We start from the raw sequence: 22,056 nt of genomic DNA on the forward strand, positions 1-22,056 counted from the left end.
GGACCCCGGCCGCGTAGGGCCGAGAGGAGGCGCTCATGGGCGATAGCGTTCGCTCCCGAGCGCTTGGGAGGCCGTGCTGTCAGGGCATGCGGCGGGAGTGGAGGGCGAGCAGGGCGATACCGGCGGCCAGACCGGCTCCGGCCTGGACCGACCAGGCATGGTCGAATCCGATGAGCGTGGCGTGAGGCGTGAGGGCGACGAGCACGGCCACGCCGACGGCGCTGCCGATCTGTCGGCTCATGTTGAGTACGGCGCTGCCGGTGGTGGCGCGTTCGGGTGCGAGGGTGCCTGCGGCGGCGAACAGCGGTGCCCAGGCGAGCCCGCCGGCTAGGCCGACCAGGATCAGGCCCGGGAACATGGCGCCCCAGTAGTCGGGGGTGGTGTGCACGGTCGCGAGCCAGTAGCCGGCGGCCAGTGCCATGGCCAGCGTGCCGGTGACGGCGGGGGCGGTGCGTCCGAAGCGGCGCTGGATGGGGCCTGCGTTCATCGCGAAGGCGATCGAGGCCAGGGGGGCCGGGGCGATGGAGACGCCTGCGCGCAGCGGGCTGAAGTGCCAGACCTCCTGCATGAACAGGGCGGTGCTGAGCAGGACGATGGCGAAGCCGGCGGAGAACAGGAACAGGGCCACGGTGGCGGCGGTGAACTGCCTGCCGACGAAGAGCTGCTTCTCGATCACCGGTGACTTGGCGCGCAGGGTGCGCTCGATGGTCGAGGCGGCGGCCAGGGCGGCTGCGCCGAACAGGGCCGCGGTGCGGATGTCCGTCCAGCCCCACGCCGGTCCCTGGACGGTGGCGAGCACCAGCAGGCTCACGGCCAGCAGCAGTGCGAGGGTGGAAGCCGGGTCCGGCACGGCGGCGCCCTTGGGCTGGCGAACCTCGGGCAGGAGCAGCGCGCCGGCGAGGAGGGTGGCGATGCCGACGGGGACGTTGATCAGGAAGATCCAGCGCCAGTCGAGGGTGACGAGCAGACCGCCGACGGGCGGGCCGGCCGAGGCCGCGATCGCGCCCACGCCTGCCCACAGGCCGACGACCAGGGTGTGCTGGCGCTTGGGGAAGCTCGGGTAGAGCAGGCCGAGCGAGGTCGGCACGATCATCGCCGCGCCGACGGCCTGGACAGCCCGGGCCGCGACCAGCACACCGAGACTGGGTGCGGCGGCCGCGACGGCTGAGGTGAGGGTGAAGAGCGCCACTCCGGACAGCAGCATCTTCCTGCGTCCCCAGTGGTCTGCGATCCGGCCCGCGGGCACGAGCACGGCGGCGAAGACGATCGCGTAGGCCGACAGCACCCACGACACGTTCGCGACGTTCGTGCCGGGGAAGGACTGCCCGATTCCGTCGAGGGCGACGTTGACGACGAAGAAGTCGAGCTGCGCCATGAAGGCGACGGCACCGAGCACCGCCATGATGCTCCAGCGGCGCGGGTGACCCGCCTCGGTGGCGGCCGGAGCCGGGCCGCTGTGCGTTGTCGTCGCGACCGCCTGCGGTGCAGCCTGTGTGGACATCCTGTCCGCCTCCAAGGAAATGGGCTTGGCAACCCTTTTTTGATCTGTAGCCAGGAGACACCCTTCAGAATGGGCTGTCAAGCCCTTTTTTGCGTTACAGTTGTCCCCATGACCACCAGCGAAGCGCCGGGCCGGAAGCTCACCGCAAAGGGCCTGGCCACACGCGAACGCATCGTCAGGGCGGCGGCACAACTGATCTACGAACTCGGGGCGCAGAACACCAACAACGATCAGATCCGTCAGGCCGCCGGAGTCAGCGGCTCGCAGCTGACGCGCCACTTCCCCACCAAGGAGTCCCTGGTACGCGCAGTGCTTGCTTGGCAGGCCGACAGCATCATCGCCCGCCACCAGGCACCCGAGCTGGGCGAGCTGGACAGCTTCGCCGCCCTGCACTGGTGGGCCGACTCCTACATCGCCTCGCAGGACATGCTGCGCGGCGGGTGCACGTTCGGCTCTTTGGCCGCTGAGGTCGTCAAGACCGAGCCCATCCACCGGGAGGCGGTGGCAGTCGGCTTCGAGCGGTGGCATGAGCTGTTCAAGCGCGGCCTGAGCAAGATGCGCGAGCGCGGCGAACTACGGCCGGAGGCCGACCCGGCCGCGCTCGCCCACCTGCTCACCGCCGCGTTTCAAGGCGGAGCACTGCTGGACCAGGCGGCCGGCGATTCCACGCCTCTGCGCGACGCACTGTACGGGGCCCTGGACTACGTCGAGTCATTCGCCGCGGAACGCTGACCGCACCGCGGAGTGTGCCCTCGGGCAAGCGGCGCTCAGGAGGCGCCAGAGACGACCGGACCCGGGCGGGGCGCCTGCGGGGCCGGGCCTGTGCGGTGAGCGGGAGCAGGGCGAACGCTTGATCGGCGACGCGTTCCAGCGCGGCCGTGTCGGACCCGGCCCAGGCCATCGCTTCCATGCCCCGGTTGACCGCCATGAGCAGGTGACTGACCCCCTGGGCGTTCGCCTCGGGATCGAGGTCGCCTTGGCGCTGTGCCGCCTGGACACACTCGGCATCGACGAGGTACTGACCATGGATCCGCTGCCCGAACGAGGCATGGACGGGGTGGCCGCGCCGAACTGCGCGGAGCCGCTCGCACGCCGTCGTCGGCACGCCTGGCCGCTTGCCACTCTCACCGAACTGATCGGCGACTGCGCACAAGCCGCCGGGGAGGTGTACCGGCCGGTCGCCGAGGCCCCGCCCAACACACAGACTGATGTCCCCGTGAACCTCGGGGTGCTTGGCGGCCTCTGCCGGTACTCGGGGGGGGCGCGGCGCGCGCTCAGGACGCCGTGCGATGCGCCATAACCGAGGCGGAAGGGGGCTTGGCCCGGGCGGACGGCGCGCTGGCAGATGTCGGTGCCGACTTCCTCACCGAGCTGCTGGACGATCCGGCACAGGCCGTCAAGTGGGTACAGGAACGGGCGAGCACAGGCGAGTTCACCGTAAATCAGATCCTTGGCGAGGCAACCGATTCGGTCGGCTGTCCGGACTGCTCCACGAAGCACAGTGGCAGTCCGACCCGGGCACAGCGGCGGCGAGGTGCCTGGCTGCTACCGGGCACTTCGCCTTGGCCGTCTCCGTGGTCTTGGTCGACGTACCGGCCGCCACGCCCTGAGAACGTGAAGTCGAGCGCGGGTACGGCGGACGTCCACGAGATTTACCCCGTCCCCTGTGCTTGCGTACGTGACTATTGCCCAACCTCGTCGGGAACATCGCGGACGATCTCGGTCAGGTCGCCGGAATCGATGTCGTAGAAGAGGCCGTAGATCTCCACGTGCTTCGGGGTTCCCGGGCTGTTGCGGATCAGGCTCACGTCGTAGTTGAGCGACTTTTCGAAGTCGGTGATGGCGATGCCGTCCCAGTCGTACAACGACGAGATGTCGGCGTGCTGCTCCTTTTTCCACGCAGAGGTGATTCCCTCCGCCGTGAAGGAGGTGGCACCGCAGAAGGAGTGGTGTACGACGACAACTCGCTCGACTCCGAAGAGGTGCTGGGAGACCGTGATCGAGCGAAGAGCGTCCGCCGCGCGTCCACCCCCGACGATCAGGGGGAACACCGTCGCTGTGGAGCCGATCTTCCTGCCGGTCTCGTCGAGGAGAAGTTCGCCGGGATAGACCTCGTCACCGAAGTGATCGGCCACCGCCTGCGCAGCCCCGGCCGCCCTGGGGTCGAAGCAGTACATGACGATCGTCCTGACGGGAATCGAACCGGTGACGATCTCCCGAGCCACTGATTCATCGAAACCCGGCTGCGCTCGGAACGTGAACTCTGCAAAATCCGACACTGCTTGACTCCGGTTCTCGCGGTTGATTCCCCGGCCTTCTTTGGAAGCCAGGTCGTTTCACATATGGAATGGGTACGGGGTACGGGCGGTGAGGGCTCTTCGCTACTCCCCCCACGGTCCGCCGACAACGCCGCGTTCCATGGTGGTGACGCCGTCAGCTGCCCGCTCCTGCGCAAGGTGGAAGGCGAGCGCGTAGGGAGGCGCGGCCGTGTCGGAGCGGGCACCGTGGGCAAGGACTTCGTCGGCCAGATGGCGGGCCATCTGAAGCCGCGGATACGCGGCATGGATCTGCCTCTGTTCCTCGGCCACGAGGTCGGCATTCTTGCCGAAGTCGATCCAGATGCCTTCGTAGGTCAGGTAGGTCAACAGCCCCATTCGTTCGGGGATCTGCGGAGTGGTGTGCAGAGCGATGGCCTCCCAGACCTTGTCGACGTCCCCGGCCGGGGCGCCGAGACCGGTCAGCACAGCGGCGGCGAGATCGGCGCTCTCCATCTCGAACCGGAGCAGGCCCGGTGCGTCCGGCCCGGTTGCCAGGTCGTGCATCACGTTGGCGGCGAAGAGGAGTTCCTCGTTGTAGTCCGCGTCGTTCAGAACCCCCTTGTGGGCGGCGAACAGGCGGGACCAGTAGAAGCCGCGGATGCAGTGGTTCAGCACGGACGGATGCACCGCGGCGCGGGCTGCGGCGAGGCTCGCCTCGACCAGCGGCCCGGAAGGGAGAGCGTCGTGCAGCCTGTTCGAGAGGGCAGGAATGTCGGTCATGACTTGACGCTACGAGAGCGGATCTCGTGCGAAAAGTGGCACGGATGCCAACCAGCGCTACTGTCGTGCCACTATGACGAACAGACACCGTGTCGCCGTGCTCGTACTGCCCGGTGTGCTCGCGCTCGAATTCGGCGCTGCGACGCAGATCTTCTCGACGGACCCGCACTACGAGCTGACCGTGTGCGCCGAGGCCGGATCCGTGCCCGGGTCCGGCTTCGCGATCACTGTCGCAGCCGGCCTCGAAGCACTGGCGGACGCCGACACCGTGATCATCCCGGGTTACGACGACATCGACGCGACCCTGTCACCGGGATTCCTGACGGCGCTGCGGGCAACTCACTCCCGGGGCGCCCGGCTCGTCTCCATCTGCACCGGAGTCTTCGCCCTCGCCGCGGCCGGACTGCTCGACGGGCGCCCCGCCACCACACACTGGCGGCACGCCGAGCAACTGCGACGGCGCTACCCGCACGTCGATGTCCTGCCGAACCAGCTCTACGTCGACGACGGCGACATCCTGACGTCCGCCGGCGTGACGGCAGGGATCGATCTGTGCCTGCACCTGATCCGCACCGACCTGGGTGCGGCGGCGGCGAACACACACGCGCGGGACCTCGTTGCGCCGCCACGGCGACGGGGAGGTCAGGCACAGTTCATCGAACAGTTCCGCCCCGAAGCCAGCGGAGACGAGCTCGCTCCCCTGCGCGAGTGGATACTCGACAACCTCGCAACCGCCTTCACTGTCGACGACCTCGCCGAGCACGCCCATATGTCCCGGCGGACCTTCATCCGCCGCTTCCGCGAGGAGACCGGCACTACGCCGATGGCCTGGTTGACCGATGCGCGTATCGACCGAGCACGCGAACTGCTGGAGGCGAGCGCCGTGCCCGTCGAGGAGGTCGGCCGCCTCACCGGCTTCGGTGCTCCCGCTTCGCTGCGGGCCGCCTTCCACCGGCACCTCGGCACCTCCCCCCAGGAATACCGAACCCTGTTCCGCCACAAGACGGAGCCGGCGCAGACCTGACCGCGCAACTACCGCCAGCCGACCGACGTGCCCCTCCGAGGAGGTCACCCGACGTTGGATACTCACACTCCGAGACCCAGGTGCGCCGGTGACACCCCGTCACGGGTAGCGGCGTCAGAGATGGCCCATCAGGATCACACGGCGGCGCAAGAGGAGGGGGCTCCGGCCAGGGCGGAGCGCGATCCGAACGTCTCCTGACCTGCGCGTGAGCGCTCAGGAAGCATCCGCGGTGGCCGCCTGGGACACCTGCTGGGACCGGGCCCGCGCCGTGAGCGGGAGTCCCTCGAACGCGTGACCGGCGACGCGTTCCAGCGCGACCGCGTCGAGCCCGGCCCTGGCCATCACTTCCATGCCCCGGTTAACGGCCATGAGCATCTGGCTGATTTCGGGGGCATCCGCCTCCGGATCGAGGTCACCATGGCGCTGTCCGGCCTGAACGCACTCGGTCAGTGAGCCCCCGATTCTCGCGAGAGCCTGCCGGACGCGTGCGCGGGTCTGCGGATCGTGGTCGACTCCCTCGACGACGAAGCCGGTCACCATGCAGCCGAGCCCGTCGGAGTCGTCATGGACGACCCGTGCCGACTTCAAGAGATACGCCCGCAGCCGCTCCAGCGCGGCCTCGTCGGGGCCTTCGAGTACCGCCGCCCAGGCAGCCTCGTTGCGCTCGCAGTAGGCCGACAGCGTCTGCCGGTACAGGGTGCTCTTGTCGCCGAAGGCGGCGTAGAGGCTGCCGCGGCCCAGCCCGCAGGCCTTGGCGATGTCGTCAACGCTCGTGCCGGCGTATCCGCTACGGCGGAACTGTCGCTCGACGGCCTGCATGACCTTGGTCCTGTCGAATCCTGGTGGGCGTCCCATGGGGCCACTTTACAGGCCGCATGAGCATTCTTGACACCTCGTTCCAGAACTTCGTAGAGTTCTTGGCGAATCAGTCCAGAACTTTTCTGCCAGTTGCTCACGGCACCCTCGAAGCCCACGGAACGGATAAAAGACGTATGTCTTGGCAAGATCAGATGGCCCCTGCGCGAGCGCAGACGAAAGGCGGGGAGACACCAAAAACACGGCCTGTCCTCATCCTCGCCGTGATGGCCATGGCGAGTTTCCTCGGCCAACTCGACGTGTGGATCACCAATGTCGGTCTGCCGAACATCGGGCAGGGACTGGGTTCGACCTCCTTGTCGGACCTGAGCTGGGTGCTCAATGGCTACGCGATCGTCTTCGCCGCCCTTCTCGTCCCTGCCGGGCGGCTCGCCGACCGCTTCGGACGCAAGAACGGCTTCCTTCTCGGCATGGCCGTCTTCGTAGCGGCGAGCCTCGGCGCGGCGCTGTCCGGCGACGTATGGGTGCTGGTCGTCTTCCGCGCCCTCCAGGCGGTGGGCGCCGCCCTGATGACCCCCGCCAGCCTCGGCCTGGTGTTGACGAGCGCCCCCGCCGACAAGGTGGAGCGGTACGTCAAGATCTGGTTCACCGCAGGCTCGCTGTCCGGGGTGTGCGGACCGATCTTCGGCGGGCTGCTGGTCCAGGCCTCCTGGCGGTGGCTGTTCCTGGTGAACATTCCCGTCGGACTGCTCGCCATCGCGCTGGCCGCCCGGCTCATCACCAACGCCCGGCACGAACAGGACGCCCGCATCCCCGACCTGCTCGGCGGCGTCCTGCTGATCGTCATGGTCGGCGCCCTGGCTCTCGGCGTGGTGAAGGCACCCGACTGGGGCTGGTCGGACACCCGCGTCATCACGTCCCTGGCCGTGGCAGTGGTCGGGTTGGTGGCGTTCCTGTTCCGCTCGTCACGGCACCGGGTGCCCGTGGTCGACCTTTCGCTCTTCCGTGACCGGATCTTCGCCTCGGCGAACCTGGCCGGCATGCTGCAGCTGGCCTCGTTCGCCAGCCTCCTGCTGTCGTCGATCCTCTGGATGCAGAACCACTGGCACTACTCCGCCATCAAGACCGGATGCGCCAGCCTTCCCGGCCCGATCGGCTTCGCGGTCGCCGCCACTATCAGTGAGACCCTCCAGCGCCGGTTCCGGATCCCGGCCGGTGTCGTCGCGGCTGTCGGCAGTGCGATCGCCTCCGTCGGCATCCTGCTCTTCGTCTTCCTGCTGCACGACGACCCGAACTACCTTTCCGGAGTCCTCCCGTGCTGGCTGCTCTTCGGGTTCGGGGCCGGGCTGGCGCTACCGACCGTCGTCTCGTCCGCGACGGTCGGATTGCGCCCAGAGGAGGCCGCCACCGGGAGCGCCATCGTGACCATGTCGACGCAGATCGGTTCGGTCGTCGGCATCAGCATCTTGGTCGCCATGCTCGGCACCGCCTCCGGTGGCGCCTCTCTGGACACTTACCGGCACGCATGGCTGGTCGCGATGGCCCTGATGGCCGTCGCGGGCGTGGTGTCACTGGGCGTGTCTCCGAAGAGGGCGGTGGCGGTCCGATGACGGCGTCCGTTCCCGCTCAGACCTCCCGCGCCGCGGGCCCCGGCAGCGGGCGGTCCCGCTGGCTCGGCCTTTTGGTGGTCTGCCTTGGCGTCATGATGGCCTTCGTCGACGTCACCTCCACCATCTCGGCCCTGGGCGACATACAGACCGACCTGCACGTCACCGCGAGCACCCTGGTGTGGATCACCAGCGCGTACAGCCTTGCTGTCGTGAGCTTCGTGATGTCCGCCGGGACCTTCGGCGACCTCGTGGGGCGTCGGCGCGTGTTCAGCCTGGGTGCCGCCGTCTTCCTGGCCGGCAGCGTGGTCGCTGTCTTCGCCGACAGTGCCGGCATGCTCATCGCCGCACAGGCGATCGCGGGCCTCGGCGGGGCGGCCGTGCTGCCGACGAGCCTGGCGATCGTCAGTGCCACGTTCACCGACCCGCACGAGCGCACCTCCGCGATCGGCATCTGGGCCGCGTGCTCCGGAGTGGGCCTGGCCGTCGGCCCGATCCTCGCCGGAGCCCTGCTCGAACACTTCTCCTGGCACTCCGTCTACATCGCCAACATCGTCATCGCCGGCGCGGCCCTCCTCCTGGCCCCGGTCTTCGTGGCCGAGTCCAAGCACCCCACGCGGAAGCCCGATCTCGCGGGCCTGGTCCTCGGCACTGTGATGACGGCCTCGGCCACCTACGCGATCATCCAGGGTGGCTCCACGGGCTACACCGAGGCACCGATCATCACCATGTACGTGGTCTTCGCCCTATCCCTGTTCCTGTTCGTACGCGTGGAACTCCGCAACCCCGACCCCATGTTGGACCTGAGGCTCTTTCGGAGCGCTTCCTTCTCGGCCGTGATGGGCGTGGCCGCTGTCAGCGTTTTCGGACTGGTCGGTGTCGCCCTGCTCAGCGTGCTCTACATGGAACGCGTGGGACAGACCAGCCCTCTCGACGTCGGGGTGCGCCTGCTGCCGCTGTTCGGACCGTTCCTCCTGGTCACCGTGGTGGCCGCCCGGGTGCTGGTACGCCGGGTCGGCCTGACCTCCTTGATCACCGCAGGTCTGGTCCTCATCGGAGCCGGGTCTCTCGCGCTGCTCGCGACCGACGCCTCGGGAGGCTACGGGGCGATGTGGCCGGGGCTGCTCATCGCGGGCGTCGGTGCGGGCCTGCTGACGGCGCCTTCGACGGCCGCCGCGGTCAACAGTGTCCCGCCACAGCAGGAGGGCATGGCGGCAGCAGCGGTCAACATGGCTCGCCAGCTGGGCACGGTTCTCGGCCCCAGTGTGCTCGGAACGATCGTCACCAGCCGCTTCCCCCGCAACCTGCACGACCGCCTCGTCGAGGCGAACATCCCCTCGCCGCAGGCGGACAAGATCGTGGAGGGTGTGTCACACGGGGGTGGCGGCGCGGACCTCCCCGCTTCGCTTGCCCGCGTGGTGGGAACGGCGGTACCGAGGGCGTTCACCGACGCCGTGCACGTGGGCAACGTCATCGGCGGAGTCGTACTGATCGTCATGGCCGTACCTGCCGCGCTGTTCGTCCGCCACAAGGTTCACAGTCCCCGAAAACCCGCCGAAGCGTAAGCGGTAGACGAACGGGCCATTGCGAGGCCGGAAGGTCTTCTAGCCGAACAACGTCCCACCGAGCAGCCGGTGTTGATCGCTGAGCAGCCCCTCTCATCAACACCGGCACCTCCCGCGAATTCACGTTCCGGGCCATGAGCGCAGCTGTGCCGAAAAGAAGCGCAGCGCCTCTCAACAAGCACTGGTAACGAACCGAAGGAACACAACGCATGACTCGCATCGCCATCAACGGATTCGGCCGCATCGGACGCAACGCGCTGCGCGCACTACTCGAACGCGACAGCGACCTCGAAGTCGTCGCCGTCAACGACCTCGCCGAGCCCGTCACCCTCGCCCGGCTCCTCGCCTACGACACGACGGCGGGACGGCTCGGTCGTCCGGTGACCGTTGACGGGGATGCCCTCGTCATCGACGGCCGTCGCATCACCGTGCTCGCCGAGCGCGAACCCTCACAGCTGCCGTGGGCCGGGCTGGGCGTAGACATCGTGCTCGAGGCAACCGGCCGCTTCACCTCCGCCAAGGCCGCCCGCGCTCACCTCGACGCGGGCGCGAGGAAGGTGCTCGTGAGTGCGCCGTCGGACGGTGCCGACGTCACGCTCGCGTTCGGGGTCAACACCGACGCCTACGACCCAGCCGTGCACACAATCGTCTCGAACGCCTCATGCACGACCAACGCGCTTGCACCGCTTGCCACGGTGCTTGACGAGCTCGCCGGCATCGAGCACGGCTTCATGACCACGGTGCACGCCTACACCCAGGAGCAGAACCTGCAGGACGGTCCGCATCGCGACGCCCGCCGCGCCCGCGCCGCCGCTGTCAACATCGTGCCGACCACGACGGGCGCCGCCAAGGCGATCGGCCTCGTGCTGCCCAGCCTTGACGGCAAGCTGTCCGGCGACTCGATTCGTGTGCCGGTGCCGGTCGGCTCGATCGTCGAACTCAACACCACCGTCGCCCGCGACGTGACCCGCGACGATGTGCTGGCTGCGTACCGCGCCGCCGCGCAGGGCCCGCTCCTCGGCATCCTCGAGTACTCCGACGACCCGCTCGTCTCGTCCGACATCATCGGCAACCCTGCCTCGTCGATCTTCGACGCCGCCCTCACCCGCGTCGACGGCCGCCACGTCAAGGTCGTCGCCTGGTACGACAACGAGTGGGGCTTCTCCAACCGCGTGATCGACACGCTGGAACTCCTCGCCACACGCTGAACGGTCTCTGAACCGCCGCCTGCGCCGCATGAAAGCTGAAGCCACAGCGGCTGGAAGGGAACTACGGATCCTGCATCACATCTGCAGCGTTTACGCCCTGATCGGCCTCGCCGTACCCACCTTGGGTATGGCCACCGCCTCACGTATGCATGTCCTGGACTCCCTGTGGCTGATCGCCTCGAGCGGTCTCACGGCCGTGGCTGCCGTGAACACTCTTCGCGACCCTGGCACTTCGGACGAAGGCGCTGGAGGAGTCCAGCCTCGCATCGCCAGGTCGGCTGGCCGGGAGGGCTGGCGCATTCAACCTGTTATGGACATCGTGACCGTCCTCATGATTCTCCGACCCGGCTCCACCACCGGTGGGACCGACAGCCTGGCTACCGGCCGCGACCGACGACCAGTTGGCCCCGCGCGGAGAGCCGCCCCCACAGACCCGAGCCTCGGCGCATCCCCCGGCGCCGGGGCTCGTGCGGGTCATACATGCAAAATCGGGGTGGAGTTGTCGACCTTCGATCGGCCCACTACGGACCGTCCAGGTCTTGAAGACGGGTGAACCGAAGGGCCACGGACGGCGGATGAAAAGTGAGCCACTCTGCGATCTCTTGATCCTCCTGACTTCACCGTTTCTGGAGTCTGGAGGAAGAGAGGGTGATCCACGTGGAGGACTGGGCTGAGATCCGTCGGATACATCCGATGAGAGGGCTGCCGGCTCGGGCGGTGGCTCGTCAGCTGAGGACCTCCAGGATCACCATGCTGCGGGCGCCGGCCTCGGACCGCCCGCCGCGGTATCGGCGGGCGCCGAAGGGTTCGGCGGTGGACGCGGTGGAGCCGGCCGTGCGGGAACAGCCCGCAAGGACGCCGCACCCTTCGGCGAGCCGCTCCGCGACCGGGAGTCAGGAGCTGCCGGGCGCGTCAGCCCGGAGATTCTTGGCCAGGAGGCGGTGCAGCAGCGCGCCGAGGCTGGCCTGCTCCTCGGCCGTCAGCCCATCGAGCAGTGGGGTCTCGACCGAGCCTAGGGCATGGTCCAGTTCGCGCAGCAACTGGCGGCCTGTGTCAGTGACGCTCAGTTCGGCGGTGCGGCCACGTCCTGCTGGAGTCACGCGGCGGACGGCGCCGGCTTGTTCGAGTTGGCGAACAGTGGCCTGCATGCTCTGCGCGGTGACTCCAGCCCTGCGCCCCAACGCGCTGTAGGAGAGCCCCGGCTCACGCGAAAGATGACCCAAAGCGCTCAGAAGGCGCAGCGACAGCCCCTGGGCCTCGAGGGCGCGCTCGACCTCCTCCCGCACGATCCGCCCCAGGGTGAGCAGCAGCAGCGCGGGGCGCCCTGGGGGTAGGCGCTCGGCCGGGTTGCTCGTCACCTGTCCCACCTTCCAGGCCGGATGCCGACAGCCGGCAGTTCTGGGCTCTTGAAACAGGAATGCTATCGTCGATCCAGTTTAAGTCTGACTGAAACTGTGCACCTGACCCCTGCGTCAGCGTGTGCGCGAAAAGGGGAGACACCGCCATGGCCAAATTCCTGCTCAGCATCCATGTGCTGGCGGCGATCCTGCTCATCGGACCGGTCACCATTGCGGCGAGCCTGTTCCCGCGTTACGCGCGCCAGGCACTGGCCGACGGACCCGAGCAGCAGTCGGCCAGAGGCTCGGTCGAGCTGCTGCACCGGATCTGCCGCGTCTACTCGGTGGTCGGAATCGCCGTCCCGGTCTTCGGTGTCGGCACCGCCGAGGTGATGGGTGTGATGGGCAGCGCCTGGCTCATCGCCTCCATAGCACTGACAGTTGTCGCCGCCGTCCTGCTGGGCATCGCGGTACTCGGCATCCAGGACAACGTGGTCACCCAGCTCGACAAGCCCGAACAGGTGTCGACCTCCGTGGAGCCCCTGATCGCCCGGCTGCCTCGCCTGTCGATGATCACCGGCTTGTTCGCCCTCGCCTGGCTGATCGTGGTGGTCCTGATGATCGTCCGCCCCGGCTCGACGACAGGTGCATAACGGCTCAGCCACCTCAACAAGAGGCGGGCCTCTCGCCATCCGGCGACGAGGTCAGAGCAAGGCCCGCCGCGAGTGATCTGGGAAAGATGCGTGTGCGGGCCCAGGAACCACAGGGGTGGTCCGGTACATGAATACCCAGACTCTGCTCCTCCTCGCGGTCGTCGCCGTGATCGTCAGCTACGCCTCGTTTGCCAGCCCGACGTTGGGCGCAGCCATCGCGATTGCGGCCACCGTCGTGGGCGTCCTCTACTTGATCGTCAAAGACGATTCGCAAGGCAACTGCTGACATGTTCTTGCCGGACAGGGGTGTCGAGATGCCGTCGACCGGGTCAAAGGGTCAAGGTGCGATCACGTCGGGCCGAAAGCGCCCCGGATGCGCGGCGTACAGGTGCGTGATGGCGGTACGGGGATGGATTCCGAACAGCCGCACCAGGTGCAGGGGATCGCAGTTGCTCCGGGCTTCATCCAGGATTCGGTCCCGGGCATGACCTACCTGTTCGTCGGTCATGGCCAGCGGGCGGCCGCGGCGAGCACCTCGAGCACGGGCGGCGTCCAAGCTCTCGTTGTTGCCCGGGACGATGAGTGCACGGATGAACTCCGCCAGGGCCGCAAAGACATAGAAGACCAGCACCCGCCCGGCGTGGTCATATCGAGGGCCTCGTGCAGCGAGGTGAAGCCGATGCCGCGCTTGCGCAGGCCGGACATAATCACGATGGGGCCCTAGATGGAACGGCCGAGCCGGTCCATCGACGGGAAAACGAGGGTGCCGCCCTCGCGGAGGAGGTCGAGGGCCTTCTGCAGGTCCTCGCGCTCGGCGTTTCTTGCCGGACTGCTTGTCGGCGAAGATCCGGATACACCCTGCTGCGTTGAGCGTCTGGATCTGCCGGGCGAGGAGCTGTCCTTGGCGTATTGCCACTCCACGGTCTTGGACCGCCGTGTCGTCCGGGCCGTGCGACGGGCGGCCGCGTGGGCGACCAGACCCGCCAGCAGCGTTGCTGTCGCGGCGGTGAAGGGGGCCCATTCGGTGAGCTTCATGGGGGCCCATCGTGCAACGGGCTGCGGCGCGATGCGGCACTCTTGAGGCACTTCTGAGGTGCGGCTGACCCCCCTGATGGCAGTCACCGCGACCAGGTGCCATCTATCGCGACCAGTCGCAACAGTGCGGCCGCGCGAGACCGGAGCGGCTCGCTGACCGTGCCTCGTGCCACGCTAGGCTCGCCCAGCGGCGTCCGTCACGAAGCCGATGCCGTCGCCGGGCCCCGCATCCCCTCCCCGACACCCGCTCCAGACCGCTACGGTAGGAACAGCCAGACGCGAGAAGGGCCGGGTAATGACCAACAACACGCGGTGGACCAGCGACGAACTCGCCGACTTCGACGAGACCATCACTGCTGCTCGCGAGTCCGGCAACGCGGAGCTCGCCGACTACTGGCAGGGCGTCCGCGACGGCAGTACCCCCACCACGGACTGGGAAGACCTCCGCGTCGACGTGTACGCCCAGCACGGCATCGACGTCAGCGGCAGCGCCGCATAGGTAGTCATGGCATCCCAGCACCGCAGGCCCGGAGCCCGCATCGTTCTCGGACCCACCGCCACGGACCAGGCCTACAAGTTCACGTCGGCCGAGGAAATCGCAGTCGACCGGGCGCTCGCCGCGATTGCGGCGGATCCCACCATCGGTGACCCGCGTCCGCGGCTCGAGCACGGCGGCGTCTTCTGGGAGTACCGGGCGCCTGGCACGAGCGTCCGCATCGTCTACACGATGACAATCCGTCGATCGATCATCACCGTCGCCTATTTCGAGGCATGACCCTCGGCGAAGCAGTCCCGGGTTGTCTGCGTCCCAGGGGTACCTGCGCCATGCACGAACCAGCCTGGCCGAAGCCCGGTCTCCTCCTGAGCAGACCGGGCTACACGGCTGTCCGCGGTCAGCCCTCCTCCTGGTCGCTCCGTTCACCGGGGACGGGTGGTCAGCGCGTTCCCGGCGTCGTCCTTGAGGTAGATCGCCTGCAACCGGCCGACTTCTCCCGCTGATACGCGGTCTGTCAATCTGTTCCAGCCTGGGAGTTTCTCAAGGCCTCGATACTGCCTCGCCCTGTGACTTCCCCCTGTCGTCCATTCGAGCCTCTCGAGAGCGATTCCGGAGCGGAGACCTTCTACATCAACGGATCTGACTCGAGGGCCAGTTGGTGTCAGCGCAGTGGCGTACCGTGCCACTACCCCGCGGCTTCTCGCAGGGCCATGTACTCGCGAGAGGAACGGCGTGGCGTCATACCCAGCCGCCATGCCTCCCACGGCGAGCCAGGCGCGATGCCGCGCTGGAGGATGAGCGACCACTCTGCCGCATGCTCGGCCAGATCCGGGTCGAGGTCGTCGTCCCCCTCGGCGAGCAGCGCCGCGATGTCGTCACGGGCCGCCGTGGCACTCTCCTCGGAGATCAGTGGCAACAGGGTGCAGCGTAGGAAACGGGCCCAATCTTGGCCATGACGGTCGCCGATGCCATCGAAGAGGCGGCCAGCCTCCTCGACCAGTTCCATTGCCTTCGGGATCCGGCCGTTGCCCGCGTCGATGACGGCCAGCTCGATGCATGACCACGCCTCGCTGTGCGGCACGCCGACTTTGCGGAAGTCCTGCCGGGCGTCCTGCAACAGCTGCCGGGCGAAGCCAGTGTTGCGCAGGCTGCCCTGGTGGGCGGCGCGCTGGTCGCGGGTGACGCGGCCGGAGTGGTGGCGGGCGCAGGCGAGCCCGTAGACGTCAGGGGTTCGGCTGAACATGGTGCGGGCGCGTTCCAGGGAACGCAGTGCCGCGTCTGTGTCTCCGGCCTCCTCCTGTGCCTGGCCTAGGTAGTACAGGGTCCACGCCTCGCCGCGGGCGTCCTCGTTGTCCCGGTGCCGGGTTAGCGCATCGTTCAACTCGGCTACGGCGACGGCCGCTTCACCTCGCGCGAGGCGGGCGCGTGCGAGGTGGGTATGGGTCCAGGCGGTGCCGCGGTTGTCGCGGGTGGCGGAGTGTTCTTGCTGGGCGGTACGCAGCGCGTCCTCAGCGGGATCGATGTGGCCGACGTGCAGATAGACCTGGCCGAGCTGCATGTGTGACCACGCCTGGCCGTGCAGGTTTTGGCTCTCGCCGTGCAGTTCCAGCGCGAGCAGCAGTAGCTTGAGGGCCTCCGACACGTTGTCTTGGTCGTTCAGTACCGCGGCGAGGGCATGCAGGGTCCAAGCGCGGTCGGCGCGCAGCTCGTCGGCGCTCTGCAGCTCCACGGCCTCGCGCAGCCGCGTTGCGGCCTCGCGCAGATTGCCCTGGTGGTGCAGGGTGATGCCGAGGCTGCACAGCGCGCGGCCGGCGCCGGCCGGGTTCTGGCCCTCGAGGTCCTGGTTGGCCACCGACGTCAGATCGGAGCGAGCGTGGTCGATCTCAGTTGGCTGACGGTTGGCGATACCAGTGTGCCGCGGCACCGGGTGCACCAGCAGCCCTTGGTTGACAGCCTGCGCCAACTCGCTGATTTCACTCAGCCGGTGTTGGTCACCGCGCAGCAGGCAGTAGTCACACAGTGCGCCCAGCAGGTGTAGCACGGCGGCCTTGTCTACGCCTTCGGTGCCGCGCAGGGTGGCGGTGATGAAGCTCGATTCGTCGTCCAGCCAGCGCATCGCCTGGTCGAGTGAGAGGAAGCCGTGCGAGCCTACGGCGCCATGCACGGATGTGTCGGCCCGCGTTGAGGTCTTGCCTTCGACCAGCTGGATGACGGATTCGGCCAGTACGGAGTACGTGCGGATCAGGCGTTCCTGCGCGGCCGCGCGCTCACCGATCTCCTCCTCGTCGAGCAGTCGGGCCTGTGCGAAGCCGCGTACGGCGTCGTGTAGGCGGTAGCGGCTGTCGCGGACGTGCTCGATGAGCCCGGCCGTCGCAAGGTCGTCGAGTCGACGGGTGGCCTCGCCCTCGTTGGTGGCGAGCAGCGCGGCTCCCGCTGCCGCGCCCAGGCTCGCCCGGCCGACCAGGGCCAGGCAGCGCAGGAGGCGGCGGGAGACCTCGGGCTGTTCGTGGTAGCGCAACGCGAGGGCGCGCTCCACTGGGCCCATCCACCCGTACCCCTCCAGGTCGTCGGCAAGGCCGCGTAGGGTCCGCGAGCCGAGCGATGAACCGGCAACACGCAGCGCGAGGGGCAGACCACCGCACAACTCGATGATGCGCTCGGTTGCTTCTGGGTCCGACTGTGGCACCGGATTGTGTGTCAGCTCTTGCAGCAGTCCGTGTGCGTCCGTCTCATCCAACGCGTCCACTCGCAGGTTATGCGCCCACTCCTCCGGCAGCGCAAGATCGAGCGGATCAGCCGCTGTCACCAGCACCAGGCTCTCAGAGCGCTCTGGGATGAGGGTTCTCACTTGCTCGGGGTCGGAGGCATCGTCGACGATGATCACCATGGGCTGGCCGGTGAGGTGATTCCTGTACCGCTCGGCGAGCCGTTGTACGTGCTGGTCATGCGACAAGCGTCCACGCGTGAGCAACTGATCGCGGGGGGCGCTGAACTGCTCGAGCAGACACAGTAAAGCTTTCTTGGTGGTGAGCGGCTCCGAGTCCACGGCGCCTCCGCCCAGGTTGACTGCGCACACGCCGCGGAACTGTGCGCGCACTTGCCAGGCAGCGTGCAGCGCGAGGGCAGTGCGGCCCGCGCCGATCGGGCCGTGCAGAATGACGACAGTTGGCTTGGTCTCGGTGGACGCGCGGGCCTGCCCCACCCACTGAGTGATGTGAGCGAGGTGGCCGCGCCGCCCTATGAAGGGGCTCTCCGGACGATCGCCCGGAAGTGTCAGTGTGCCGGGGGTGTCGCCCGTTGCAGTGCGGTGAGGGAGGTCGCGCCTCTCGTCGACTACCATGGCCGGCTCTGATGGGGGGTTCTGCATCCCATCCCGCCCTGGCACATCGGCGGAACTCAACGGTCGAAGGGGGACGTCGAGGAGGGAAGCAATGTAGCGGCGCCACAACGGATGACCCTGCCAAGCCCGTGGGACGGGCGTTCGCTCGCCGCGCTTGACACGGTCAGCTTCGGTCAGGGAGTTCCAATAGCGGCGAGCGACGCCTCCCTTCATGCGCTGTCTTCCTCCCCGTGTGGCCCATTGGGTTGGAGTTGCTCCGTTCCGCGGACCTGCCGTTCGATGGCAGTATCCCCCGCGACAACCGCCCGTAGCGTGCGAGCGGTCGCTAACTGACGTAGGAGCGCGGGGGCCGCAGCTCCAACGGCGACGGCGGCCGCAGCCCCGGTGACCTGGCTGTGGAAGACCCAACCAGCGAGCCCGCCCAGGAAGATCCGGGTCGCAGCCACCAAAGAGTCGGCTACGGGATCCATGTACTCCGTGAGCGCAGGCGTCCGGCGCCTACGACGCGCGCGCCGTACGCGACGACGAGCCTCTTGCCAGTCAACCAGGCACCCGAAGACCACGACGATCTCCACAAGACCGCCGCCCACGGCACCGTATGCAACGGCAAGTTGCCACCCCACGTCCCCCGCTCCGTCCTGTCGAACCGGCACGCCCAGTGTTCCAGGAGCCACTACCCCGCGTACAACGAACACGTGACCCACAACCGGCCACGTCCGCCGACGGAAGAAAGAACGGACGTCTCGGTCACCTGAGGCCCTCCGCGTTCTCTGGCAGCCGGAACCGCACGTCCCCGGACTCGTCTGCGCCGTACGGGGCATCCCCAACCGCCCGCAGCGGAGCCCGGAGCCTCGGATAGGGACCCTGCTTCGCTCGGCCACACACACCTTCACGGCTCAGGGCGACCAGGGCGACCAGGGCGAAGGAAGCGACGTTCACGCCCGTGCGCCGGTGCCGGTCGGAGTGGGCCACCGCCTCCGGGTTCTCCACGATGGACATCCCCGCCACCGTCCGCGACGACCCGGGTGTTCGCCACTTTCACCGCCCTCAAGGGCGGCGCCGAGGCCATCCAAGTAGGCCGCTGTACGCCCCTGTTGATGTCAGCTGGCGATGTCAGACGCAGCGACAGCATCGCGAAAGGAGGGTGACCGTAGTGCCGGCTGATCCGAGACGAAGCAGCCCCCGAGGCACCGCTCCGTCCCCAGTATCCGAATTTCGTCGGTAGCCCTGATCAGGACCGGGGTTCCTTCCGGTTGAGTTCCTGGGCATGCTCGGCGCGGGAACGATGTACGCCGCCGCTCGGTGACGCGCAAGTTGCGCCGGGCGGCCTCTTGCAGTCGGGACAGGTCACGTCCAACGTTCGCAGTTGGCGCTTGCGCTGCTTGGCCTTGACCTTGCGTTCCTCCAAGATCGGCTTCAGTCGCTCGCTGTGGGGGATCAGCCGCACCTCACCCGTTCCGGTCCGGTCGTCGTTGACACAGTTTCGGCCCTTGACTGCGTGACAGCGCGGGCACTTCCTCGTGATCCAGAACCGGCGCGCCACCCGGTCGGACAGCGGCCGTGTCCTCTTCTGCTGCCCTGCGGCGTCCTGCTTGTTCCTCGTGCGCTGCGCAGCGGCGGCCCGCGCCTCAGCCAAGGACCCCGCAGCGGGAACCGGCTTGTTCAGGCCCGCGCGCTCCTGCCAGTCGGCGATTTCTGCCGCTTGGCCGGCAGTGACACGGTCACCGGCGTCGGCCGCCGCCCGGATGAGGACCTTCACCAGACTGCGCATCTCTGCCGTCATCACATCGCCGTCGCGTCGGCGAAGATTGCCGAGGATGTTGCGCACGCGCTCGTGCCCGGCCCCCGACCCGTTCGCTACTGCCCGCCCGGCAACAGCCCCTGCTTGCTGCCCTCGAGCGAGAGCAGCAAGGTGACCGGCAGCGGCATCCACGATGGCGTTCTCGGCCTCGGTGCGGTCACGGCTGGCGGCCGCATTGACGTGAGCCAGGAGCCGGCGGACCTGCCTGGTGCGCTGTGAGTTCACCGCCTGGTTCAGGCGGGAGAAGAGATCACGGCGGGCTTCGGTCTGCTCCTCCAGCCAGCGGTTGGCGCTCTCCACGGCGCCGGTCAGCTGTGTCTGGGTTTCCTGCTCCACCCCCCTCAGGACGGCGATCTCACCACAGACCCGGTTCACCAACACCACTGACCCCAGCCTGCGGACGTCGGCCAGGCGGCTCAGCAGGGCCTGCGCGCGCGCCTGCGGCTGCGGCACCTTCTTGGTCTTGCCCGCGGGCCACCGCGAAGGAGGCGGCGTGCGGCGGGCGCGGATGATCCGCTCAACTGCCGGCGTCGACAGCCCCCGCTCCGTCATCTCGCACTCGTCCAGGGCGAACCACTCGGTGGACCGGGCGAACGCCTCGGTGCCGATACGGACCCGGCGAGCTGTGCCCTCGCTGTCCAAACGGACGCGATGGACGTACCAGCGGCGGATCAGCGTGTCCCGGTCCACGGGCACTGACACACCCAGGACCGGCTCGGTGTCCGCATCCCACTGCGGCGTCACCGCCTGGTCCAGGTGCACGCGCAGCCCGCCGCGGCGCCACTGGATGTCCACCACAGAGCCGATCGGCGCTCCGTCGGGCTGGGGGTAGTCGAAGCGGGCCTGCTCGCCCCGGCCGTGAAGCCAGGCGGCAGCAGCAGACTTCACATACAGATGGTCGGCACTAGCCACCCCCCTCGCGTGACGTCCGCACACCTGCGGCAGTCCGTCCGGATCCGGGTGGTGCGCGAAGTGGCACACCCGGTCGGTGTACAGCTTGGTCGTCAACTGACCGCCGCAGCCGCCCAGCAGCAGCCCGCACCAGAACGTGTCGTGCTCGTGCCAATGGCGGAAAGCGTCCAGCTCGATCGCTTCCAGCGGCAGCAACAGCGGCTCCTCCGAGTCCACTCTGCCCAGAACCGCCGTCTGAATCTGCCGCCTATCACTCTGCACGAAACCCCCGCCTTTCACCTCAACTCATCCTGCCACCAGTCGCGTTGGCTCATACAGGCCCTGTTCACGCCGAGGTGACCAGCTGGGTCGCATGAGGGGCGCGGACGGCTGGGCAGCGGCCGGCTGGCAGGCCGACTCGCTGGAAGAGCAGCTGGACAGCGACGGCGCTGATGGGCGGGCCGGACTCGTCGACGGCGGTGTTGCCGTTCACGAAGAGGTGCGGGTTGGAGCTGTCCGGCCAGCGGAGATGGCGCTGGGGTTCCCATGCTGTGGCCAGGTGCAGTGGGCGCTTGGCCTGCCGGATCACGGGGGCAATGCGACAGGCCAAGCGATCGTGACCCTACAGGCCGGCTGTCGTCGTGTCGGTGACCTTGGCCGTGCCCGGACGGGAAGATTCTGGGCGCGGCGGGGATCGGTGAACCCGTTCACGCCCCGCACTGCTCGTTCAGGGCGCCGGCCACAGGCGGAGTTCCGACAGCAGTCCGCTCTTGCACTCGGGGATGCCAAGTGAGCCCGCCCAGCAAGAACGCGGATGGGCCGGGCGGGCCTCTTGCCCAACGATGCCGTCCAGCCGCTCGCGCGCATCTCGGGCGCCGCCAACAGAGTCGCGGCTGTCCGGTCCGTCAGACCGCGGGTAACTGCCCGAGCGGACGGCCCCGGTCGACTGCAGCCGCTGCGAGCCGGGCTAGTTCACCGGTGTCTCAAATGCCTCTCCCCGCCAGCTGTCCGGGGCTGGCGCAGCGTTCCATTCAGCGCGGGTACCGAACCGGCGCGCAGCCTCGTACAGCCTGTTCAGCACGGAGAGCGAGGAGACATCGAGCACCCCGATGCGCCCCGTCCACACCCGCTCATGGCGGTCGTACGAACCAATCGAAGCGAGGAGCTGCCGCTGTTCGTCCCAGGCGGGACTGTCGCAAGGAGCAGACTGACAGGTGGCCTCCAGCAGCCACCGCGGTGAGGACGTACCAGAAGAGGCAGACATACCGCCGACCGTAGCCGCCGCCACTGACAGAGGAGATGGGACCGGCGCACCACAGCAAGGGAGCAACAGGCGCGCCGCGGGCGGCGCTCGGCGCGACGGGCAGGCCGTTGTCCGCCGGACGGATTACTGGGCGGCCCCCTGGGCCTGGTTGTGCACCCCTCGTCTTGCCTGGGCAGCGTGGACCGGCAGGGCGTGCCGGGTCGGGGGGAGTCGGTGGTGGCCGTGCTGAAGGCAAGAACTCGCCATCTTCGCTGCCGGCCTGGCGCGGCATCTCTGCGGATGTTGGCGGAGCCGTAACTCTGCGCCATTAAACGGCGTTGAGCTGGTGAGCGCATCAACGATCCCCCGTGGAAAGCTCACCGAGGGGCCCGAGGACCGGCTTTCTGTACCGGTAGTTCACGCCTTGGGCCCCTCACCCCCTCTTCGTCTCGTACCGCCGTTCCCATACAGGCCAGCCACCTCGCGAGCCCGGTGATCGGT

Annotated in this window: 21 protein-coding genes; 10 read left to right on the top strand and 11 right to left on the bottom strand. The window is 68.2% G+C overall.

Translation table 11 applies throughout. The annotated features are described in order from the left end of the window. Window positions 1-79 precede the first annotated feature (79 nt). Window positions 80-1,501 carry an MFS transporter gene (locus tag OG758_RS00615; RefSeq protein WP_326708084.1) on the bottom strand — a complete coding sequence of 474 codons (1,422 nt, stop codon included), beginning with the start codon at window positions 1,499-1,501 and terminating at the stop codon, window positions 80-82. 108 nt (window positions 1,502-1,609) lie between these two features. Here OG758_RS00615 and OG758_RS00620 point away from each other — a divergent pair, with 108 nt between their 5' ends. Together OG758_RS00620 and OG758_RS00625 are read left to right on the top strand one after the other, a co-directional pair. Further along, window positions 1,610-2,233, top strand: a complete 624-nt coding sequence (locus OG758_RS00620) for a TetR/AcrR family transcriptional regulator (RefSeq protein WP_326708085.1) — start codon at window positions 1,610-1,612, stop codon at window positions 2,231-2,233. A 202-nt stretch (window positions 2,234-2,435) separates the two neighbouring features. Beyond that, window positions 2,436-2,801 (top strand): hypothetical protein, encoded by a 366-nt coding sequence (locus OG758_RS00625; protein ID WP_326708086.1) that lies wholly within the window; start codon window positions 2,436-2,438, stop codon window positions 2,799-2,801. A gap of 382 nt (window positions 2,802-3,183) precedes the next feature. On the opposite strand, the gene OG758_RS00630 is transcribed toward OG758_RS00625, so the two are convergent. Beyond that, window positions 3,184-3,726: a carbonic anhydrase gene (locus OG758_RS00630; RefSeq protein WP_326708087.1), complete on the bottom strand. Its 543-nt coding sequence runs from the start codon at window positions 3,724-3,726 to the stop codon at window positions 3,184-3,186. A gap of 156 nt (window positions 3,727-3,882) precedes the next feature. Then, window positions 3,883-4,539: a hypothetical protein gene (locus OG758_RS00635; protein WP_326708088.1), complete on the bottom strand. Its 657-nt coding sequence runs from the start codon at window positions 4,537-4,539 to the stop codon at window positions 3,883-3,885. Between the two features lie 73 nt (window positions 4,540-4,612). Between OG758_RS00635 and OG758_RS00640 the strand changes: the two genes are divergently transcribed. After that, window positions 4,613-5,563 (top strand): GlxA family transcriptional regulator, encoded by a 951-nt coding sequence (locus OG758_RS00640; RefSeq protein ID WP_326708089.1) that lies wholly within the window; start codon window positions 4,613-4,615, stop codon window positions 5,561-5,563. Window positions 5,564-5,776: 213 nt separating this feature from the next. Here the strand turns inward: OG758_RS00640 and OG758_RS00645 are convergent, their stop codons facing one another. Beyond that, entirely contained in the window at window positions 5,777-6,418 is a 642-nt protein-coding gene (locus OG758_RS00645) for a TetR/AcrR family transcriptional regulator (protein ID WP_326708090.1), read from the bottom strand. A gap of 227 nt (window positions 6,419-6,645) precedes the next feature. Here OG758_RS00645 and OG758_RS00650 point away from each other — a divergent pair, with 227 nt between their 5' ends. From OG758_RS00650 to gap, 3 genes are all read left to right on the top strand, one after another. After that, window positions 6,646-7,989 (top strand): MFS transporter, encoded by a 1,344-nt coding sequence (locus OG758_RS00650; RefSeq protein WP_326708091.1) that lies wholly within the window; start codon window positions 6,646-6,648, stop codon window positions 7,987-7,989. After that, window positions 7,986-9,551: an MFS transporter gene (locus OG758_RS00655; protein ID WP_326708092.1), complete on the top strand. Its 1,566-nt coding sequence runs from the start codon at window positions 7,986-7,988 to the stop codon at window positions 9,549-9,551. The genes OG758_RS00650 and OG758_RS00655 overlap by 4 nt, the downstream gene beginning before the upstream one ends. A gap of 209 nt (window positions 9,552-9,760) precedes the next feature. Beyond that, window positions 9,761-10,759, top strand: a complete 999-nt coding sequence (gap, locus tag OG758_RS00660) for a type I glyceraldehyde-3-phosphate dehydrogenase (protein WP_326708093.1) — start codon at window positions 9,761-9,763, stop codon at window positions 10,757-10,759. Between the two features lie 893 nt (window positions 10,760-11,652). On the opposite strand, the gene OG758_RS00665 is transcribed toward gap, so the two are convergent. After that, entirely contained in the window at window positions 11,653-12,117 is a 465-nt protein-coding gene (locus OG758_RS00665; protein ID WP_326708094.1) for a MarR family winged helix-turn-helix transcriptional regulator, read from the bottom strand. 146 nt (window positions 12,118-12,263) lie between these two features. On the opposite strand from OG758_RS00665, the gene OG758_RS00670 reads away from it, so the two are divergent. After that, a complete protein-coding gene (locus OG758_RS00670) occupies window positions 12,264-12,749 on the top strand; it encodes a DUF2269 family protein (RefSeq protein ID WP_326708095.1) in 486 nt (161 codons plus the stop codon). 127 nt (window positions 12,750-12,876) lie between these two features. After that, window positions 12,877-13,035, top strand: a complete 159-nt coding sequence (locus OG758_RS00675) for a hypothetical protein (RefSeq protein ID WP_326708096.1) — start codon at window positions 12,877-12,879, stop codon at window positions 13,033-13,035. A 51-nt stretch (window positions 13,036-13,086) separates the two neighbouring features. On the opposite strand, the gene OG758_RS00680 is transcribed toward OG758_RS00675, so the two are convergent. Continuing rightward, window positions 13,087-13,380, bottom strand: coding sequence for a hypothetical protein (locus OG758_RS00680; protein WP_326708097.1), 294 nt, complete (start codon window positions 13,378-13,380; stop codon window positions 13,087-13,089). 89 nt (window positions 13,381-13,469) lie between these two features. Then, the gene (locus OG758_RS00685; RefSeq protein ID WP_326708098.1) at window positions 13,470-13,784 is read right to left on the bottom strand and encodes a recombinase family protein; all 315 of its coding nucleotides are present in this window, start codon (window positions 13,782-13,784) and stop codon (window positions 13,470-13,472) included. Between the two features lie 295 nt (window positions 13,785-14,079). On the opposite strand from OG758_RS00685, the gene OG758_RS00690 reads away from it, so the two are divergent. Further along, window positions 14,080-14,283 (top strand): hypothetical protein, encoded by a 204-nt coding sequence (locus tag OG758_RS00690; protein ID WP_326708099.1) that lies wholly within the window; start codon window positions 14,080-14,082, stop codon window positions 14,281-14,283. 6 nt (window positions 14,284-14,289) lie between these two features. Next, window positions 14,290-14,559, top strand: a complete 270-nt coding sequence (locus OG758_RS00695) for a hypothetical protein (protein ID WP_326708100.1) — start codon at window positions 14,290-14,292, stop codon at window positions 14,557-14,559. A gap of 406 nt (window positions 14,560-14,965) precedes the next feature. Here the strand turns inward: OG758_RS00695 and OG758_RS00700 are convergent, their stop codons facing one another. The 4 genes from OG758_RS00700 to OG758_RS00715 all read right to left on the bottom strand — a co-directional run bounded on the left by OG758_RS00700 (window position 14,966) and on the right by OG758_RS00715 (window position 20,901). Then, window positions 14,966-17,482 (bottom strand): tetratricopeptide repeat protein, encoded by a 2,517-nt coding sequence (locus OG758_RS00700; RefSeq protein ID WP_442810226.1) that lies wholly within the window; start codon window positions 17,480-17,482, stop codon window positions 14,966-14,968. An 885-nt stretch (window positions 17,483-18,367) separates the two neighbouring features. Next, complete coding sequence (locus tag OG758_RS00705) at window positions 18,368-18,619, bottom strand: hypothetical protein (RefSeq protein WP_326708101.1); 252 nt, start codon at window positions 18,617-18,619, stop codon at window positions 18,368-18,370. Between the two features lie 232 nt (window positions 18,620-18,851). Continuing rightward, window positions 18,852-20,612 carry a zinc finger domain-containing protein gene (locus OG758_RS00710; protein ID WP_326708102.1) on the bottom strand — a complete coding sequence of 587 codons (1,761 nt, stop codon included), beginning with the start codon at window positions 20,610-20,612 and terminating at the stop codon, window positions 18,852-18,854. A gap of 46 nt (window positions 20,613-20,658) precedes the next feature. Continuing rightward, a complete protein-coding gene (locus OG758_RS00715; protein ID WP_326708103.1) occupies window positions 20,659-20,901 on the bottom strand; it encodes a hypothetical protein in 243 nt (80 codons plus the stop codon). Between the last annotated feature and the right edge of the window lie 1,155 nt (window positions 20,902-22,056).

The organism is Streptomyces sp. NBC_01474, from assembly GCF_035918215.1.
Classification (GTDB): Bacteria; Actinomycetota; Actinomycetes; order Streptomycetales; family Streptomycetaceae; genus Streptomyces; species Streptomyces aureus.

Bases quoted from the DNA above. Each gene is read 5' to 3' on its own strand.
- OG758_RS00650 (WP_326708091.1), top strand. From the start codon at position 6,646: ATGGCCATGGCGAGTTTCCTCGGCCAACTCGACGTGTGGATCACCAAT.
- OG758_RS00645 (WP_326708090.1), bottom strand. From the start codon at position 6,418: ATGGGACGCCCACCAGGATTCGACAGGACCAAGGTCATGCAGGCCGTC.
- OG758_RS00685 (WP_326708098.1), bottom strand. From the start codon at position 13,784: ATGAAGCTCACCGAATGGGCCCCCTTCACCGCCGCGACAGCAACGCTG.
- OG758_RS00690 (WP_326708099.1), top strand. From the start codon at position 14,080: ATGACCAACAACACGCGGTGGACCAGCGACGAACTCGCCGACTTCGAC.
- OG758_RS00640 (WP_326708089.1), top strand. From the start codon at position 4,613: ATGACGAACAGACACCGTGTCGCCGTGCTCGTACTGCCCGGTGTGCTC.
- OG758_RS00635 (WP_326708088.1), bottom strand. From the start codon at position 4,539: ATGACCGACATTCCTGCCCTCTCGAACAGGCTGCACGACGCTCTCCCT.
- OG758_RS00705 (WP_326708101.1), bottom strand. From the start codon at position 18,619: ATGTCCATCGTGGAGAACCCGGAGGCGGTGGCCCACTCCGACCGGCAC.
- OG758_RS00620 (WP_326708085.1), top strand. From the start codon at position 1,610: ATGACCACCAGCGAAGCGCCGGGCCGGAAGCTCACCGCAAAGGGCCTG.
- OG758_RS00675 (WP_326708096.1), top strand. From the start codon at position 12,877: ATGAATACCCAGACTCTGCTCCTCCTCGCGGTCGTCGCCGTGATCGTC.
- OG758_RS00655 (WP_326708092.1), top strand. From the start codon at position 7,986: ATGACGGCGTCCGTTCCCGCTCAGACCTCCCGCGCCGCGGGCCCCGGC.
- OG758_RS00670 (WP_326708095.1), top strand. From the start codon at position 12,264: ATGGCCAAATTCCTGCTCAGCATCCATGTGCTGGCGGCGATCCTGCTC.
- OG758_RS00615 (WP_326708084.1), bottom strand. From the start codon at position 1,501: ATGTCCACACAGGCTGCACCGCAGGCGGTCGCGACGACAACGCACAGC.
- OG758_RS00695 (WP_326708100.1), top strand. From the start codon at position 14,290: ATGGCATCCCAGCACCGCAGGCCCGGAGCCCGCATCGTTCTCGGACCC.
- gap (WP_326708093.1), top strand. From the start codon at position 9,761: ATGACTCGCATCGCCATCAACGGATTCGGCCGCATCGGACGCAACGCG.